Origin of the sequence: Mycobacterium sp., assembly GCF_035623875.1 — a bacterium.
GTDB lineage: Bacteria > Actinomycetota > Actinomycetes > Mycobacteriales > Mycobacteriaceae > Mycobacterium.
Window position 1 is genome coordinate 1 of the sequence record NZ_DASPSP010000327.1, and the last position, 16,874, is coordinate 16,874.

16 protein-coding genes are annotated in these 16,874 nt (G+C 65.6%); 11 read left to right on the plus strand and 5 right to left on the minus strand.

Features of this window, described 5'->3' with window-relative positions; all coding sequences use genetic code 11:
• The 7 genes from argB to VEI45_RS25965 all read left to right on the plus strand — a co-directional run.
• The coding region (gene argB, locus VEI45_RS25935) for an acetylglutamate kinase (RefSeq protein WP_324857633.1) at positions 1-672 on the plus strand (672 nt) is incomplete at its 5' end.
• On the plus strand, positions 669-1,862 hold the full coding sequence (locus VEI45_RS25940; protein WP_324857635.1) for an acetylornithine transaminase: 1,194 nt from the start codon (positions 669-671) through the stop codon (positions 1,860-1,862). The genes argB and VEI45_RS25940, both read left to right, overlap by 4 nt.
• On the plus strand, positions 1,859-2,785 hold the full coding sequence (gene argF, locus VEI45_RS25945; RefSeq protein WP_324857637.1) for an ornithine carbamoyltransferase: 927 nt from the start codon (positions 1,859-1,861) through the stop codon (positions 2,783-2,785). Before VEI45_RS25940 ends, argF begins: the two co-directional genes overlap by 4 nt.
• On the plus strand, positions 2,782-3,282 hold the full coding sequence (locus VEI45_RS25950) for an arginine repressor (RefSeq protein WP_324857639.1): 501 nt from the start codon (positions 2,782-2,784) through the stop codon (positions 3,280-3,282). Before argF ends, VEI45_RS25950 begins: the two co-directional genes overlap by 4 nt.
• Positions 3,283-3,306: 24 nt before the next feature.
• Positions 3,307-4,515: an argininosuccinate synthase gene (locus VEI45_RS25955; RefSeq protein WP_324857641.1), complete on the plus strand. Its 1,209-nt coding sequence runs from the start codon at positions 3,307-3,309 to the stop codon at positions 4,513-4,515.
• A complete protein-coding gene (gene argH / locus VEI45_RS25960; RefSeq protein WP_324857643.1) occupies positions 4,512-5,924 on the plus strand; it encodes an argininosuccinate lyase in 1,413 nt (470 codons plus the stop codon). The genes VEI45_RS25955 and argH overlap by 4 nt, the downstream gene beginning before the upstream one ends.
• 10 nt (positions 5,925-5,934) lie before the next feature.
• On the plus strand, positions 5,935-7,242 hold the full coding sequence (locus tag VEI45_RS25965; RefSeq protein WP_324857645.1) for a cytochrome P450: 1,308 nt from the start codon (positions 5,935-5,937) through the stop codon (positions 7,240-7,242).
• Here the strand turns inward: VEI45_RS25965 and VEI45_RS25970 are convergent.
• A complete protein-coding gene (locus VEI45_RS25970; RefSeq protein WP_324857647.1) occupies positions 7,225-9,003 on the minus strand; it encodes an ABC-F family ATP-binding cassette domain-containing protein in 1,779 nt (592 codons plus the stop codon). The genes VEI45_RS25965 and VEI45_RS25970 overlap by 18 nt on opposite strands.
• A 208-nt stretch (positions 9,004-9,211) precedes the next feature.
• On the opposite strand from VEI45_RS25970, the gene VEI45_RS25975 reads away from it, so the two are divergent.
• On the plus strand, positions 9,212-12,199 hold the full coding sequence (locus tag VEI45_RS25975) for an acyl-CoA synthetase (protein WP_324857649.1): 2,988 nt from the start codon (positions 9,212-9,214) through the stop codon (positions 12,197-12,199).
• Positions 12,196-12,420, plus strand: coding sequence for a Trm112 family protein (locus tag VEI45_RS25980; RefSeq protein WP_324857650.1), 225 nt, complete (start codon positions 12,196-12,198; stop codon positions 12,418-12,420). The genes VEI45_RS25975 and VEI45_RS25980 overlap by 4 nt, the downstream gene beginning before the upstream one ends.
• Here the strand turns inward: VEI45_RS25980 and VEI45_RS25985 are convergent.
• The 3 genes from VEI45_RS25985 to VEI45_RS25995 are packed head-to-tail and all read right to left on the minus strand — an operon-like array spanning position 12,386 to position 14,539.
• Complete coding sequence (locus tag VEI45_RS25985) at positions 12,386-13,009, minus strand: TetR family transcriptional regulator (RefSeq protein ID WP_324857651.1); 624 nt, start codon at positions 13,007-13,009, stop codon at positions 12,386-12,388. The two genes, VEI45_RS25980 and VEI45_RS25985, sit on opposite strands and share 35 nt — an antisense overlap.
• A gap of 1 nt (position 13,010) precedes the next feature.
• Positions 13,011-13,760: an ABC transporter permease gene (locus tag VEI45_RS25990; protein ID WP_324857657.1), complete on the minus strand. Its 750-nt coding sequence runs from the start codon at positions 13,758-13,760 to the stop codon at positions 13,011-13,013.
• 14 nt (positions 13,761-13,774) lie between these two features.
• Positions 13,775-14,539, minus strand: coding sequence for an ABC transporter ATP-binding protein (locus VEI45_RS25995; RefSeq protein WP_324857652.1), 765 nt, complete (start codon positions 14,537-14,539; stop codon positions 13,775-13,777).
• A gap of 58 nt (positions 14,540-14,597) precedes the next feature.
• On the opposite strand from VEI45_RS25995, the gene VEI45_RS26000 reads away from it, so the two are divergent.
• Together VEI45_RS26000 and tyrS are read left to right on the plus strand one after the other, a co-directional pair.
• Complete coding sequence (locus VEI45_RS26000) at positions 14,598-15,209, plus strand: DNA-3-methyladenine glycosylase (RefSeq protein WP_324857653.1); 612 nt, start codon at positions 14,598-14,600, stop codon at positions 15,207-15,209.
• Positions 15,210-15,270: 61 nt separating this feature from the next.
• Positions 15,271-16,533 (plus strand): tyrosine--tRNA ligase, encoded by a 1,263-nt coding sequence (gene tyrS, locus VEI45_RS26005; protein ID WP_414687594.1) that lies wholly within the window; start codon positions 15,271-15,273, stop codon positions 16,531-16,533.
• Between the two features lie 160 nt (positions 16,534-16,693).
• Here tyrS and VEI45_RS26010 read toward each other — a convergent pair.
• On the minus strand, positions 16,694-16,874 hold a 181-nt coding region (locus VEI45_RS26010; protein WP_324857655.1), incomplete at its 5' end, for a hypothetical protein.

The window sequence follows — 16,874 nt, forward strand, 5'->3', positions numbered from 1 at the left end:
CAGATCAGCGCAATGTTGCAGCGGCTCGGGATCTCTGGTGACTTCAAGGGCGGCTTCCGGGTCACCACACCGGAAGTGCTCGACGTGGCCAGAATGGTGTTGTTCGGTCAGGTGGGCCGCGAGTTGGTCAACCTGATCAACGCGCACGGACCCTATGCGGTCGGCATCACCGGCGAGGATGCGCACCTCTTCACCGCGGTGCGGCGCAGTGTCACCGTCGACGGCGTGCCCACCGACATCGGGCTGGTGGGAGACGTCGACCAGGTCAACACTGCCGCAGTCCTCGACCTTGTTGCAGCGCAACGTATCCCGGTGGTCTCGACACTGGCGCCGGACAGCGACGGCGTCGTGCACAACATCAACGCCGACACCGCAGCGGCGGCGCTGGCCGAAGCATTGGGAGCCGAAAAGCTGCTGATGCTCACCGACATCAAAGGTCTGTACACCCGCTGGCCCGACCGCGATTCGCTGGTCACCGAAATCGACACTGCCACACTGGCACAGCTGCTGCCGACATTGGAGACCGGGATGATCCCCAAGATCGAGGCATGTCTGCGCGCTGTCGGTGGCGGCGTACCCAGCGCGCACATCATCGACGGCCGCGTCGAGCATTGCGTGCTGGTGGAATTGTTCACTGACGAGGGCACCGGCACGAAGGTGGTGAGCGCGTGAGCAATACGACAAGCATGCAGCAGCGGTGGTCCGCGGTGATGATGGACAACTACGGCGTCCCGTCGGTGGCATTGGCCAGCGGAGACGGCGCCGTGGTCACCGATGTGGACGGGAAGTCCTACCTGGATCTGCTTGGCGGCATCGCCGTCAACGTCCTGGGGCATCGTCACCCTGCGGTGATCGACGCCGTCACGCGGCAGATGTCAACGCTGGGGCACACCTCTAACCTGTATGCCGCCGAACCGGGCATCGCGCTGGCCGAAGCGTTGGTCGGTTTGCTTGGCTGCGATGCAGAGACACGGGTGTTCTTCTGCAATTCCGGCACCGAGGCCAACGAACTGGCGTTCAAACTGTCCCGCCTGACCGGGCGGACGAAACTTGTTGCCGCCCAGGAGGCATTCCATGGCCGAACGATGGGTTCGCTGGCACTGACCGGTCAACCTGCCAAGCAGGCGCCGTTTGCACCACTGCCCGGTGAAGTCACCCACCTGCCATACGGCGACATCGATGCCCTCGACGCTGCAGTCGGCGACGACACCGCCGCGGTGTTTCTGGAGCCGATCATGGGGGAGAGCGGTGTGGTCGTCCCGCCCGATGGCTACCTCGCGGCGGCCCGCGACATCACCGCCCGCTATGGCGCGCTGTTGGTTCTGGACGAGGTGCAGACCGGGATGGGCCGCACCGGTGCGTTTTTCGCCCACCAACACGACGGCATCACCCCCGACGTGGTGACGCTGGCCAAAGGCCTGGGAGGTGGACTGCCGATCGGGGCGTGCCTGGCGGTCGGCCCGGCCGCGCGACTGCTCACACCCGGCCTGCATGGCAGCACCTTCGGCGGCAACCCAATCTGCGCGGCTGCAGCTCTGGCGGTGCTGCGCGTACTGGCCAGCGAAGACCTGGTGCGACGCGCCGAAGTGCTCGGAAAGATGTTGCGCCAGGGCATCGAATCGCTTGGTCACCCGTTGGTCGACCACGTCCGTGGCCGCGGCTTGCTGTGCGGGGTGGTGCTCAGCACCCCGGCCGCGAAGGACGCCGAGATAGCATCTCGCGCTGCCGGTTTCCTGGTCAACGCCGCCGCACCCGACGTCATTCGGTTGGCGCCGCCGCTGATCGTCACCGAACACCAGATCGACACCTTCGTCACCGCGCTGCCGGGCATCCTGGACGTAGCGGCCGGGGGGACACGATGACCCGACACTTCCTGCGCGACGATGACCTGTCACCCGATGAACAGGCCGAAGTGCTCGCGCTGGCCGCCGAACTGAAAAAGGATCCGTTCAGCCACCGCCCGCTGGAAGGTCCGCGGGGGGTCGCCGTCATCTTCGACAAGAACTCCACCCGCACCCGGTTTTCGTTCGAGGTGGGTATCGCCCAACTCGGCGGGCACGCGGTGGTGGTCGACGGTCGCAGCACCCAGCTGGGCCGGGAGGAGACCCTGCAGGACACCGCGAAGGTGTTGTCCCGCTATGTCGATGCCATCGTCTGGCGGACCTACGGGCAGGCCCGTCTGGCCGCGATGGCCGAGACCGCGACGGTGCCGATCGTCAATGCGCTCTCCGACCAATTCCACCCGTGTCAGGTGCTCGCCGATCTGCAGACCATCGCCGAACGCGCCGGATCGCTGCACGGCCTGCGCATGTCGTACTTCGGTGACGGTGCCAACAACATGGCCCACTCCCTGCTGCTCGGCGGTGTCACCGCCGGCATCCACGTGACGATCGCCGCTCCCGACGGGTTTGCTTCCGATCAATCGGTGGTCGCCGCCGCCGAGCAGCGCGCCGCGGACACCGGCGCGTCGGTGACGGTCACCGCAGACCCCGTAGCTGCCGCGTCGGGCGCAGACGTGCTGGTGACCGATACCTGGACGTCGATGGGTCAAGAGGACGACGGCCTGGACCGGGTTCGGCCGTTCCGTCCTTTTCAGCTGAACGCCGAACTGCTTTCCCTGGCCAGCTCGGAAGCCATTGTGCTGCATTGTCTTCCGGCTCACCGGGGTCACGAGATCACCGACGAAGTGATCGACGGGCCGCACAGCGCGGTATGGGACGAGGCCGAGAACCGGCTGCACGCGCAAAAGGCGCTGTTGGTGTGGCTGTTGGAGCGGTCGAAATGACGCGCAGCGGCTCGAAGACCACACCCGAAGTGACCCGCGCCGCCCGGCAGGCCCGGATCGTGGCGACCCTGTCGTCGACTGAGGTGCGCAGCCAAAGCGAGCTGGCCGCGCTGCTCGCCGCCGACGGTATCGAGGTCACCCAGGCCACGCTCTCGCGCGACTTGGAGGAGCTCGGCGCGGTGAAGCTGCGCGGCGCCGACGGTGGGGTTGGCATCTACGTGGTGCCTGAGGACGGCAGCCCGCTGCGCGGGGTATCCGGTGGCACCGCGCGGCTGTCGCGGCTGCTCGGCGAATTGCTGGTCTCCACCGACGCCAGCGGAAACCTCGCCGTGCTGCGTACCCCGCCCGGCGCGGCGGACTACCTGGCCAGCGCCATCGACCGGGCAGCCCTGCCGTACGTCGTCGGAACGATCGCCGGGGATGACACCATTTTCGTGGCGGCCCGCGAGCCGATGAGCGGCGCCGAGCTGGTAACCGTGATCCAAGAACTCAAATAACCGGCAAAACAAGGAGATCAATTCATGTCCGAGCGCGTCATCTTGGCGTATTCCGGCGGTTTGGACACCTCGGTGGCGATCAGCTGGATCGGCAAGGAGACCGGCCGGGAGGTCGTCGCGGTGGCGATCGATCTGGGCCAGGGCGGTGAGGACATGGAGGTGGTGCGCCAGCGAGCGCTGGACTGCGGCGCCGTCGAAGCGGTCGTCGTCGACGCCCGCGACGAGTTCGCCGACGGCTACTGTCTGCCCACCGTCTTGTCCAACGGTCTCTACATGGATCGCTACCCGCTGGTGTCGGCGATAAGCCGCCCGCTCATTGCCAAGCATCTGGTCGTAGCAGCCCGCGAGCACGGCGGAAGTATCGTCGCACACGGCTGCACCGGTAAAGGCAACGACCAAGTCCGATTCGAAGTCGGATTCGCCTCGCTGGCACCGGATCTGGAGGTGCTCGCGCCGGTTCGTGACTATGCGTGGACACGCGAGAAGGCCATCGCCTTCGCTGAAGAGAACGCCATCCCGATCAACGTCACCAAACGCTCACCGTTCTCGATCGACCAGAACGTCTGGGGCCGAGCGGTGGAAACGGGCTTCCTGGAACATCTGTGGAATGCGCCGACCAAGGATATCTACGCCTACACCGAAGATCCCACCGTCAACTGGAACACCCCCGACGAGGTGATCATCGGATTCGAGTGCGGCGTACCGGTGTCGATCGACGGCCGGCCAGTGTCGGTGCTGCAGGCGATCGAGGAACTCAACAGCCGCGGCGGCGCGCAAGGCGTCGGGCGGCTCGACGTGGTCGAAGACCGATTGGTGGGTATCAAGAGCCGCGAAATCTACGAGGCGCCGGGGGCGATGGTGCTGATCACTGCGCACACTGAGCTCGAGCACGTCACGCTCGAGCGTGAGCTGGCGCGGTTCAAGCGTCACACCGACCAACGCTGGGCCGAACTGGTTTACGACGGGTTGTGGTACTCGCCGTTGAAGACGGCGCTGGAGACCTTCGTCGCCAAGACCCAGGAACATGTGTCCGGCGAAATCCGAATGGTATTGCACGGCGGCCATATTGCCGTCAACGGCCGGCGCAGCGCCGAGTCCCTGTATGACTTCAACCTGGCCACTTATGACGAGGGCGACAGCTTCGATCAGTCCGCTGCCAAGGGCTTCGTGTATGTGCACGGGATGTCGTCGAAAATCGCCGCGCGCCGGGACTCGGCCGCCGATCCAACATGACCACCAACGAAGGATCACTGTGGGGCGGGAGGTTCGCCGAGGGCCCGTCCGACGCACTGGCCGCGTTGAGCAGATCCACCCACTTCGACTGGGTGCTGGCGCCCTACGACATCACCGCGTCCAGGGCGCACACCGTGGTGCTTTTCCAGGCCGGGTTGCTCACCGAAGAGCAGCGCGACGGGCTGCTGGCCGGGCTGGACAGCCTCGCCGAAGATGTCGCCGACGGCAGCTTCCTGCCGCTGGTAACTGACGAGGACGTGCACGCCGCGCTGGAACGCGGATTGATCGAGCGGGTTGGGCCCGAGCTGGGCGGCCGGCTCCGGGCCGGCCGCTCGCGAAACGATCAGGTGGCCACCCTGTTTCGGATGTGGCTGCGCGACGCAATACGCCGGGTGGCCGCTGGCGCGCTCGATGTTGTCGGCGCCCTGGCCGCGCAAGCCGCCGCTCACCCGAGCGCGATCATGCCCGGCAAGACGCATCTGCAGTCGGCTCAACCGATCCTGCTGGCTCACCATTTACTTGCCCACGCCCACCCGCTGCTGCGTGACGTCGACCGGATCGTCGACCTTGACAAGCGCACCGCGGTGTCCCCCTACGGTTCCGGAGCACTGGCCGGTTCGTCGCTGGGACTCGATCCGGACGCGATCGCCGAACAGCTCGGATTCGCAACAGCAGCCGAGAACTCTGTCGACGCCACTGCGGCAAGGGATTTCGCCGCAGAAGCGGCGTTCGTCTTCGCGATGACCGCTGTCGACCTGTCGCGGCTCGCCGAGGACATCATCATCTGGAGCTCAACCGAATTCGGGTATGTCACCTTGCACGACGCATGGTCGACCGGCAGTTCGATCATGCCGCAGAAAAAGAACCCCGACATCGCTGAGCTGGCTCGCGGCAAATCCGGTCGGTTGATCGGCAACCTCGCCGGGCTGCTGGCGACCCTGAAAGCTCAGCCGTTGGCGTACAACCGGGACCTACAGGAAGACAAAGAGCCGGTCTTCGACTCGGTCGCGCAACTGGAGCTGCTGCTGCCGGCGATGGCCGGACTGGTGCGCAGCCTGACGTTCGACACTGAGCGCATGGCGGCGCTTGCTCCGGCCGGCTACACCCTGGCCACGGATATCGCCGAATGGCTGGTGCGCCAAGGCGTCCCGTTCCGGGACGCCCATGAGGCGGCGGGGGCGGCGGTGCGGGTCGCCGAGCAGCGCGGGGTCGGGCTGGAGGAGCTAACCGACGACGAGCTGGTTGCCGTAAGCAGCGACTTGACTCCCGAGGTCCGGGAAGTACTGACCATCGAGGGTTCGGTGTCGTCACGCGACGCGCGCGGCGGCACCGCGCCGACCCGGGTCGCCGCGCAGCTCGACGCGGTTCGTGCTGCCGCCGAACGACTTCGGCAGGAACTCAGGCGGTAGGAGGGCCCGCATGCGCTGGCCGGTACGGTACCCGCCGGGCGAGGCGTTGCTGGCGTTGTATCGGCGCCGGGGACCGGTGATCAACGCCGGGATCGCGGGACTGGGCTACACGTATCTGCTCGGACCGGAGGCGAACAAATTCGTCTTCGCCAACGCCGATGCGTTCAGTTGGCAGGAAGCATTTCAGGTTCTGGTCCCAGTCGATGGTCCGACGGCATTGGTGGTTAGTGACGGAGCCGACCACCGTCGCCGGCGCAGTGTCGTCGCGCCAGCCCTTCACCACCGACAGGTCTGCGACTACGTGCCGGTCATCGCCGCCAACGCTGATGCGGTCATCGACCGTTGGCAGCCCGGGCAACGAATCGACATCTATGACTCATTACGGTCAGCGGTCCGGCGGAGCATCGCTGAATGCCTTTTCGGCGCCCGTATCGCCGAACATGCCGACTTTCTCGGTGGGCAACTTGAACCGCTGCTTGCGCTTACACATCGGCCACCGCAGCTGATGCGCATCCAGCAGTGGATCGGTTCACCCGGATGGCGGCGGGCGAAAGCGGCACGGGCTTGTATCGACGATTTCGTCGATAGCCAGGTCGCCGACGCGCGCATTCACCCCAGGCCCGATGACCACTTACTGACTACGCTGATCAGCAGCCGCTCCGATGACGGGCAGGCATTGACCCGCAATGAGATTCGCGATCTCGTCGTTTCGCTGATTGCGGCCGGCTACGAAACCACCAGCGGCGCACTGGCGTGGGCGATCTACGCACTGCTGAATGTTCCGCGCGCCTGGGACAACGCTGCGGCCGAGGTTGGCCGGGTCTTGGGCTCTGGGCCACCGATAGCCGAGAGTCTTGCGGCATTGACGTACCTCAATGGAGTAGTCCACGAGACGCTACGGCTCTCGACCCCGGCAGTGATCTCGGCCCGCAAGGTCAAACGTGACTTGCACTTTGACGGGCACCGGATTCGGGCGGGGCGACTGCTGATTTTCAGCCCGTACGTCACCCACCGAATCAGCGATGTGTGGCCCGAACCGGAAGAGTTTCGTCCTGAGCGGTGGGATTCGAACTCGCCGCACTATCGACGGCCAGCGCCTCATGAGTTCATCCCGTTCAGCGCAGGCCTGCATCGGTGTGTGGGATCGGCAATGGCCACTACCGAGATGACGGTGATGTTGGCCCGGCTGGTAGCCAGGACCAGGCTGCACCTGCCGTCGGCGCGCATCAGAGCACGCAACTTCGCCGCCCTGCGGCCTTGGCCGGGCTTGACTGTGGAGGTCGAGCAGGTCGCCGCAGGACTACTCGACGACTTCTGAAAGTTCCAGCCAACGGTTCTCCAGCCCGGCGACGTCGTCTTCAAGGTCGCGCAACTCCTGGGTGAGCCGGGCGACGCCGACGTGGTCGGATTGGTTATGCTCGGCGAGTTCCTGGTGCTTGGCCGCGATCTGCTCTGCGAGCCGCACCAGCCTGCGGTCGATTGCAGCGATCTCCTTCTGGGCGGCGCGCAATTGCGCTCCCGACATTGCCTGCGGCTCAGAGATGCTGAGCGTCGGCGCCGCTACCGGCTCTGCGCTCGCCTGCCCGGCGAGCCTCAGGTATTCATCGACACCACCGGGCAGATGCCGTAGCCGGCCATCCAGGATTGCGTATTGCTGGTCGGTGACACGCTCCAGCAGGTAGCGGTCGTGGGAGACGACGATCAATGTGCCCGGCCAAGAGTCGAGCAGGTCTTCGGTGGCGGCCAGCATGTCGGTGTCGACGTCGTTGGTGGGTTCGTCGAGCAGCAGCACATTGGGCTCAGCCAGCAGGGTGAGCATCAGCTGCAGCCGACGGCGTTGCCCGCCGGAGAGTTCACCGACGCGCGCCGAAAGCTGCTCGCCGGCGAATCCGAGCCGTTCCAACAACTGCGCCGGAGTGACGTCACGACCGTCGACTTGATAGCCGCTTTGGAGGCGGCCCAGCACATCTGCGACACGCTCGCCCACCAGCGGGGCGAGCTCATCGCCGCGCTGGTCGAGGAGTGCCAAGCGAACAGTCTTGCCGCGCTTGACTTTTCCACTGTCGGGTAATACCGCGCCGGTGATCAGGCCGAGCAAGGTCGACTTGCCGGCACCGTTGGCACCGACGATGCCGCTGCGTTCGCCCGGGCCGATTCGCCATTCGACATCGCGCAGCACCGGGTGGCCGTCGAACGAGACCGACACGTCAAGCAGGTCGACGACGTCCTTGCCCAGCCGCGCGGTGGCAAGTTTCGCCAACTCGACAGTGTTGCGCAGCGGCGGAACGTCGGCGATCAGCTGGTTAGCGGCATCGATGCGGAACTTCGGTTTCGACGTGCGCGCCGGCGGGCCGCGGCGAAGCCAGGCCAGCTCCTTGCGCATCAGGTTCTGCCGCTTGGCCTCGGCGACGGCGGCCCGCCGGTCCCGCTCGACTCGCTGCAAGACATAGGCGGCGTAGCCGCCCTCGAACGGCTCGACCATCCCGCCGTGCACCTCCCACGTCGTGGTCGCCACCTCGTCGAGGAGCCATCGGTCGTGGGTCACCAGCAGCAGTCCGCCGGTGTTGCGGGCCCAGCGCCGGCGCAAGTGACCGGCCAGCCAGGTGATGCCTTCGATGTCGAGGTGGTTGGTCGGCTCGTCCAGCGCGATGACATCCCAGTCGCTGACCAGCAGCGCGGCCAGCTGGACCCGGCGCCGCTGGCCGCCGCTGAGGGTGCCGATCGTCGCGACCCAGCTGATGTCGGCGACCAGACCGCCGACCACGTCGCGGATGCGCGGATTGCCGGCCCATTCGTGCTCGGGCCGGTCGCCGACCAGCGTCCATCCCACCGTGCTGCCCGAATCCAGGGTGTCCGCCTGGCTCAGCGCGCCGACCCGTAGCCCGCTGCGCCGCGTCACCCGTCCGGCATCCGGGCGCACCCGATCAGTGAGCAAACCCAGCAAACTGGACTTGCCATCGCCGTTTCGTCCCACGATGCCGATGCGGTCGCCATCCCTGACCCCGACGGTCAACGAGTCGAAGACGACCTGAGTCGGATACCTCAGATGCACCGCCTCGGCCCCCAGCAGGTGTGCCACCGCCCCGACCTTAGCGGGCGGACCCCGGCCTGATTTGTCCGGCTCCTCAGCGGGCCTTCGTGCCCGCATCGTCGCCGGACTACGCTGGCGAACGCAGTGGCACCGTGACCAAAGCTGCGGGCTTACCCCCTTGCGATGTGCCATGATGACCACGCTGTCAGGCCCACAAGCAGTACAGGATCGTCTCCGGGTTGAAGGGAGCGGCGGCATGGATCTGAATTTTTCAGCGGTCACGCGACCGGTTGAGCGTCTGATGGCAACAGCACAGAACGGCCTGGAAGTCCTGCGGCTCGGCGGCCTGGAAACCGGCAACTCACCGTCGCCGTCCCAGGTCGTGGAGAGCGTGCCGATGTACAAGCTTCGGCGGTATTTTCCGCCGGACAGTCGGCCGGGGCACCCGCAGGCCGGGCCGCCGGTGCTGCTGGTGCACCCGATGATGATGTCGGCGAACATGTGGGACGTCACCCGCGAGGACGGTGCGGTCGGCATCCTGCACGCCGCCGGGCTGGACCCCTGGGTTATCGACTTCGGCTCACCTGATCAGGTCGAGGGCGGGATGCGCCGCAATCTGGCCGACCACATCGTCGCGCTGAGTGACGCAATCGATGCGATGACCGACATCACCGGTCAGGACGTGCATTTGGCCGGCTACTCGCAGGGCGGGATGTTCTGCTACCAGGCCGCGGCGTACCGACGGTCGAAAAGCATCGCCAGCATCGTGACGTTCGGCTCCCCGGTTGACACCCTGGCTGCGCTGCCGATGGGTCTTCCGCCCAACCTCGCTCCCGGTATTGCCAACTTCATGGCCGACCACGTCTTCAACCGGCTGGATATCCCAAGCTGGTTGGCGCGCACCGGCTTTCAGATGCTCGATCCGCTCAAGACCGCCAAAGCGCGGATCGATTTCGTGCGCCAACTCCACGATCGTGAGGCGCTGCTGCCAAGAGAAGCCCAGCGCAGATTCCTGGAGTCGGAGGGCTGGATCGCCTGGTCCGGCCCGGCGATCTCCGAGCTGCTCAAGCAGTTCGTCGCGCATAACCGGATGATGACCGGCGGTTTCGCCATCAACGGCCAACTGGTGACGCTGACCGATATCACCTGTCCCGTACTGGCTTTCGTCGGCGAGGTTGACGACATCGGTCAGCCGGCCGCAGTGCGGGGTATCCGGCGCGCAGCGCCCAATGCCGAGGTGTACGAGTACTCGCTGCGCACCGGCCACTTCGGGCTGGTGGTCGGATCCAAAGCAGCAAACGAAACGTGGCCAACAGTCGCCGATTGGGTGCTGTGGATTTCCGGAAACGGAGACAAGCCCACCGACATCTTCCCGATGGCCGATCAGCCGGAGGAACACGCCGACCGCGGTGTCGCGCTCAGTTCCCGGCTGATGCACGGACTGGGCGAGGCATCGGAGGTGGCGCTGACACTGGCCCGCGGCGCGGCCGACGCCGTCGTCACGGCGAACAAGTCCATGCGCACATTGGCCGTCGAGACCGTCCGAACTTTGCCCCGACTAGCCCGTCTGGGCCAGATCAATGACCACACCCGGATCTCGCTCGGCCGGATCATCGGCGAACAAGCCAACGAAGCGCCGAACGGTGAATTCCTGCTCTTCGACGGACGCGTTCACACCTACGAGGCCGTGAACCGGCGCATCGACAACGTCGTGCGCGGCCTCATTGAGGTTGGGGTGCGCCAAGGCGAACACGTCGGCGTCCTGATGGAAACCCGGCCAAGCGCGCTGGTGGCCATCGCCGCGCTGTCGCGTTTGGGCACGGTCGCGGTCCTGTTGAAGCCCGACGTCGACCTGGCCGCGGCGGTCCGGCTCGGGGGCGTGGCCGAGATCATCACCGACCCCACCAACCTCGAGACCGCCCGGCAATTGCCCGGACAGATCCTGGTTCTCGGCGGCGGTGAGCACCGCGATCTGCATCTGCCCGACGACGCCGGCGTCATCGACATGGAACAGATCGACCCCGACGCCGTCGAGCTGCCGGCCTGGTACCGCGCCAACCCGGGATACGCGCGGGATCTGGCGTTCATCGCTTTCAGCACCGCCGGCGGGCAGCTCGTCGCCAAGCAGATCACCAACTACCGCTGGGCGCTGTCGGCGTTCGGCACCGCCTCAACCGCGGCCCTGGGCCATCGCGACACCGTGTATTGCCTGACGCCGCTGCATCACGAGTCCGGGCTGCTGGTCAGCCTCGGCGGCGCGGTGGTCGGCGGCGCCCGCATCGCGTTGTCTCGCGGCCTGCGCCCGGACCGATTCGTCGCCGAAGTGCACCAGTACGGCGTCACCGTCGTGTCCTACACGTGGGCCATGCTGCGTGATGTCATCGACGACCCCACTTTTGCGCTGCACGGTAGTCACCCGGTGCGGTTGTTCATCGGCTCGGGTATGCCGACCGGAATGTGGCAGCGAGTCATCGATGTGTTCGCGCCTGCCCGCGTCGTCGAGTTCTTCGCGACCACCGATGGGCATGCGGTGCTGGCCAACGTGTCCGGCGCCAAGATCGGCAGCAAGGGCCGGCCGCTGCCCGGAGCCGGACAGGTCGAACTGGGCGCCTACGACGCCGAGCATGACCTGATCCTGGAAACCGACCGGGGGCTGGTCCGGGTTCCGGACACCAATGAAGTCGGCGTCCTGCTCGCCGAGCCGCGCGGACCGATCGATCCGACTGCGTCGGTCAAACGTGGCGTGTTCGCTCCCGCTGACACCTGGATCTCCACCGAATTTCTGTTCCGTCGCGATGCCGACGGTGACTTCTGGTTGGTGGGCAGGCGCGGTTCGGCGGTGCACACCGCGCGCGGCATCGTATTTTGCGAGCCGATCACCGACGCGATCGGTCTCATTCCCGCGGTCGACCTCGCGGTGACCTATGGCGTCCCCATGGACGGTCGCCAAGTCGCCGTGACAGCGGTGACGTTGCAGCCGGGCGCGACGATCACGGCGGCGGATCTCACCGAGGCGGTGGCAGCCATGCCCTTCGGGTTGGGACCCGACATCGTGCAGGTGGTCGGGGAGATGACGCTGAGCGCCACTTATCGTCCGACGGTCAGTCCCTTGCGCGCGGCCGGGATCCCCAAGCCGGGACGGCACGCCTGGTATTTCGATGCCGACGCCAATCAGTTCCGGCGGCTGACGGGCGCGGCGCGGGCCGAGATGTCCGGTGCGCATTCACAATTGAGGCCGACATGATCGACGAAACGCTGCTGAGCATCCTGGTGTGCCCGGCCGACCGCGGCCCGCTGGTGCTGGTCGGCAAAGACGACGAGGAATTGCTGTACAACCCACGGATGCGGCGTGCTTACCGCATCGAAGACGGCATCCCGGTGCTGCTGGTCGATGAGGCGATCGAGGTCGGCGACGACGAGCACGCGCAGTTCATGACGCGGGCCACGCCGGTAAATCCCCAGTGAGGTAGCGCTGCAGGTTGGGGGCGATGGTGTCGGTGATCTGCTCGACGGGCAGCGACGTGAACGGCTCTAGGTGCAGGATGTAGCGCGCCATCAGTACGCCGACCAGTTGAGATGCGACGAATTGGATCCGGATGATGCCGGTGCCCGGCGGGTTGTCGACGCGGGTCCCGACTTCGACGGCGATTAGGTCCTGGATGAACGAACGAAACAGGTTGACCTCCGACCCGGCCATAATCGACCGCAGCGTGGCGATGAACCCGGTACCGAGCTCGGAGTCCCACAGCGGCAACAACATTGACGGAATTGCGTGGCCGAGTTCCTCGACAGGCACTTGGCGCAACGGGCCGATGATGTCCATCGGGTCTATCGGGATACGAACGGCCGCGGCGAACAGCTTTTCCTTGGTGCCGAAGTAGTGATGCACCAACGCTGAATCGACGTCCGTCGCCGCGGCTACTGCGCGTATTGAGGTATTTGCAATCCCGTTGCGGGCAAACAACATTCGTGCATTAGCCAGAATTCGATCGCGGGTATCTGAACTTCCCGCCGGACGCCCGGGCCGCTTGCGCCCAGTATTGGTGGCTGTCACGCTAGGGTGTCCGTCGGCGAAGAGTTGCTGCTGCCAGACATAGTGCCGCGAGCGCAAATCCTAAGACAGCCATAATGTCTCGTACTGCGACGCCGGTCAGCTCGGTATGCGCGCCCACCTGTTGCAGAGCCTCCAGCGCATAGCTGGCCGGCATCACGTTGCTGATCCACTCCAGCCAGGTCGGCATCAGCGCGCGCGGGGCGATGATCCCGGCCAGCAACAGTTGCGGCACCATCACCAGCGGGATGAACTGCACCGCCTGAAACTCGGTGCGGGCGAACGCACTACACAACAATCCAAGGCCGACGCCAAGCACCGCATTGACGACCGCGATCACGAACACCCAGAACGGGCTGCCGGCGGTGTCAAAGCCGAGGAACCAAAACGACACGATGCACGCCAAAATCGCCTGTGTCGCTGCCGCGATCGAGAACGCGGTGCCGTAGGCGATCAGCAGATCGAGCCGGCGCAACGGAGTCGTCAGAATGCGCTCCAATGTTCCCGAGGCCCGTTCCCGCTGCATCGTGATGGCCGTGATAATGAACATCACGAAAAGCGGGAAAAGGCCCAACAGGATCAGGCACGCGTTGTTGAACGGCGATGGCGTGCCCGGACGGTGCGGGGCGTTCTCGAACATGAAGTACATCAACGTGATAACCAGGACCGGCACCGCGAGAATCATCGCGACACTGCGGTGATCGGCGGCCAGCTGTCGCAGGATCCGTACCGTGGTCGCGCTGTACGGTTTCAGATAGCCATGCAGACCTAGCCGGCTCGTCGCCTGGTGCTGCGCTTGATGATGGACAGAAACGCGTCCTCCAGTGACGTGCATCCGGTGTCCTCTCGTAAGCGGGTCGGGGTGGTGTGCGTGACCAATTGACCGTCGCGCATCAGCAACAGGTCGCCGCAGTGGTCGGCTTCGTCCATCACGTGGCTGGAAACCAGCAGGGTGGTCCCAGCGCGGGCCAGGTCGGTGAACTGTTCCCAGAGATCTGCCCGCAGCACGGGGTCCAACCCCACGGTCGGTTCGTCGAGTACGAGCAACTCGGGTTGGCAGACCAGCGCGCACGCCAGCGACACCCGGGTGCGCTGACCGCCGGAGAGATTGCCGCAGTAGGCAGTGCTGTGATCGCTGAGCCCCACCCGATCAATCGCGAAATCGGCCGCGCGGCCGTCAAAACCGTAAAGGGATGCGAAATAGCGGACGTTGTCGACGATCCGCAGGTCGTTGTAGATCGTTGGGTCCTGAGGCAGATATCCGATCCGGCGGCGCAACGGTGCTGACCCGGCCGGTAGACCGAGCACGCGGACCGTGCCCGAATCAACGAGCTGGGTGCCGACAATGCAACGCATCAGCGTGGTCTTGCCGCAGCCCGACGGACCGAGCAGTCCGGTAACGCTGCCGCGGGCTATGCGAACCGACAAGTCGTGCAGCGCCGGGCGTCTGCCGCGAATCACCTGCAAGTGGCTGACGTCGACGGCTAGTTCATGGCGGTTCGCGAAGAATTCATCATTCGATGAAGTCATCATAGGGTGAATATCCGCCCCTGCTGACCGGCTGTCAAGGGGCGCAGGCAGAATCTGTCCGATGGGCGCTGACCAACTCGTGGTCGACCCGGTCGGAGCGGCGCAGCGACTCCTCGGCGCCACCCTCACCGGTCGCGGCGTCACCTCCACGATCGTCGAGGTAGAGGCCTATGGCGGGGTACCCGACGGTCCGTGGCCGGATGCCGCGGCGCACTCGTATCGCGGTCCAAGCGGCCGAAACGTGGTGATGTTCGGACCCCCGGGCCGGCTTTACACCTACCGCAGTCACGGCATCCACGTATGCGCAAACGTGGTGTGCGGCGCCGACGGCGTTGCGGCCGCGGTGCTGCTCAGGGCGGCTGCGATCGAGACCGGGCTTGACGTCGCCCAGTCGCGGCGCGGTGCCTCAATCCGCACCATCGCGCTGGCGCGCGGACCCGGGAATCTCTGCTCGGCGTTGGGAATCACCATGGCCGACAACGGCGTCGACCTGTTTGCCGCCGACAGTCCGGTGCGGCTGAGGCTCAACGACACCCACGACGCGGTTGCCGGGCCGCGTGTTGGCATCAGCCACGCCGCCGACCGGCCTTGGCGGCTGTGGCTGCAGGGACGGGCGGAGGTCTCGGCCTACCGGCGCAGCCCACGAGCGCCGGCGCCGGGTGCCAGCGACTGATCAGTCGCGCCGTGCGAGAAGATCTATGACTGTGGGCGCTGAATCTCCCGGGCCGTCTGGCATCCTCGACGAGCTGCACTGGCGTGGACTGGTTGCACAGTCCACCGATCTTGACGCGCTGGCCGCCGAGGCTGCCCGCGGTCCGATCACGCTGTATGCGGGATTCGATCCCACCGCGCCCAGCCTGCACGCCGGACATCTGGTGCCACTGTTGGCGCTGCGGCGCTTTCAGCGCGCCGGCCACCGCCCTATCGTCCTCGCCGGCGGCGCAACCGGATTGATCGGTGACCCTCGCGACACCGGCGAGCGAGTGCTCAACACCGCCGAAACCGTCCAGGGATGGACCGAGCGGATCCGCGCACAGCTGGAACGGTTCGTCGATTTCGACGGCTCGCCGACGGGTGCCATCGTCGAAAACAACCTCGAGTGGACCAGCGCGATGTCAGCAATTCAATTGTTGCGCGATGTCGGTAAGCACTTCTCGGTCAACGTCATGCTGGACCGCGACACCGTCCGGAGGCGCCTGGAGGGCGAGGGGATCTCCTACACGGAGTTCAGCTACATGCTGCTGCAGGCCAACGATTACGTCGAGCTGTACCAACGCCATCACTGTGTGCTCCAGATCGGCGGATCGGACCAGTGGGGCAACATCATCGCCGGGGTGCGCTTGGTGCGCCAGAAACTGGCGGCCTTGGTGCATGCCTTCACCGTTCCGCTGGTGACCGCGGCCGACGGCACGAAGTTCGGCAAATCCACGGGTGGTGGCAACGTCTGGTTGGACCCGGAGATGACGACTCCGTACGCCTGGTATCAGTACTTCGTCAACACGGCCGATGCCGACGTCATCCGGTATTTGCGGTGGTTCACCTTTCTGCCGGCCGACGAGTTGGCCGAACTCGAGGAGGCGACAGCGTCGCGGCCACACGAACGTGCGGCACAACGACGGCTGGCGCGTGAACTCACCACGCTCGTGCATGGCGAGCAAGCCACCGAGGCCGTTGAACATGCCAGCCAGGCATTGTTCGGCCGCGGGGAACTCACCCGGTTGGATGAGTCCACGCTCACGGCCGCGCTACGCGAGACTTCGGTAGCGGAGTTGAAGCCCGGTTCGCCGGACGGGATCGTCGACCTGCTGGTCGCCAGCGGGCTGTCGCAGAGCAAAGGTGCCGCGCGGCGCACGATCGCGGAGGGCGGCGTATCCGTCAACAACACCAAGATCGACGACGACGAATGGGTACCCCGACCGACCGACTTCCTGCATGGACGCTGGCTGGTCTTGCGCAGGGGCAAGCGGAATATCGCCGGGGTCGAGCGCGTTCGTTGATGTTGCGATACCCGAACACGCCGTCTAGCAGGTTGTTTGACTGCGCGTTTGCGGTCGCGTAACTTGATCGAGTCGTCGCGACACGGCTAGTCCGTCGAGCGCGACGATATCCCAGAGGGAAGTTCCACTTCGGTGGGTCTCTCGCCGTCCGCACAACGAGTTAGCGGCCAAACGCCGCGGGGCTTGCTGCGCGGCCGGAGGGTGTTGTTTGAGAACTCAATAGTGTGTTTGGTGGTTTTGTTTTTTTGTTGTTGTTTTTTTGGCCGCATCTTGCACTTCCCCGTGTGTGGGTGTGGTTGTTGTTTTGTTTGTCAGGTTTCTCTGATTTCGGATTCGCCCAC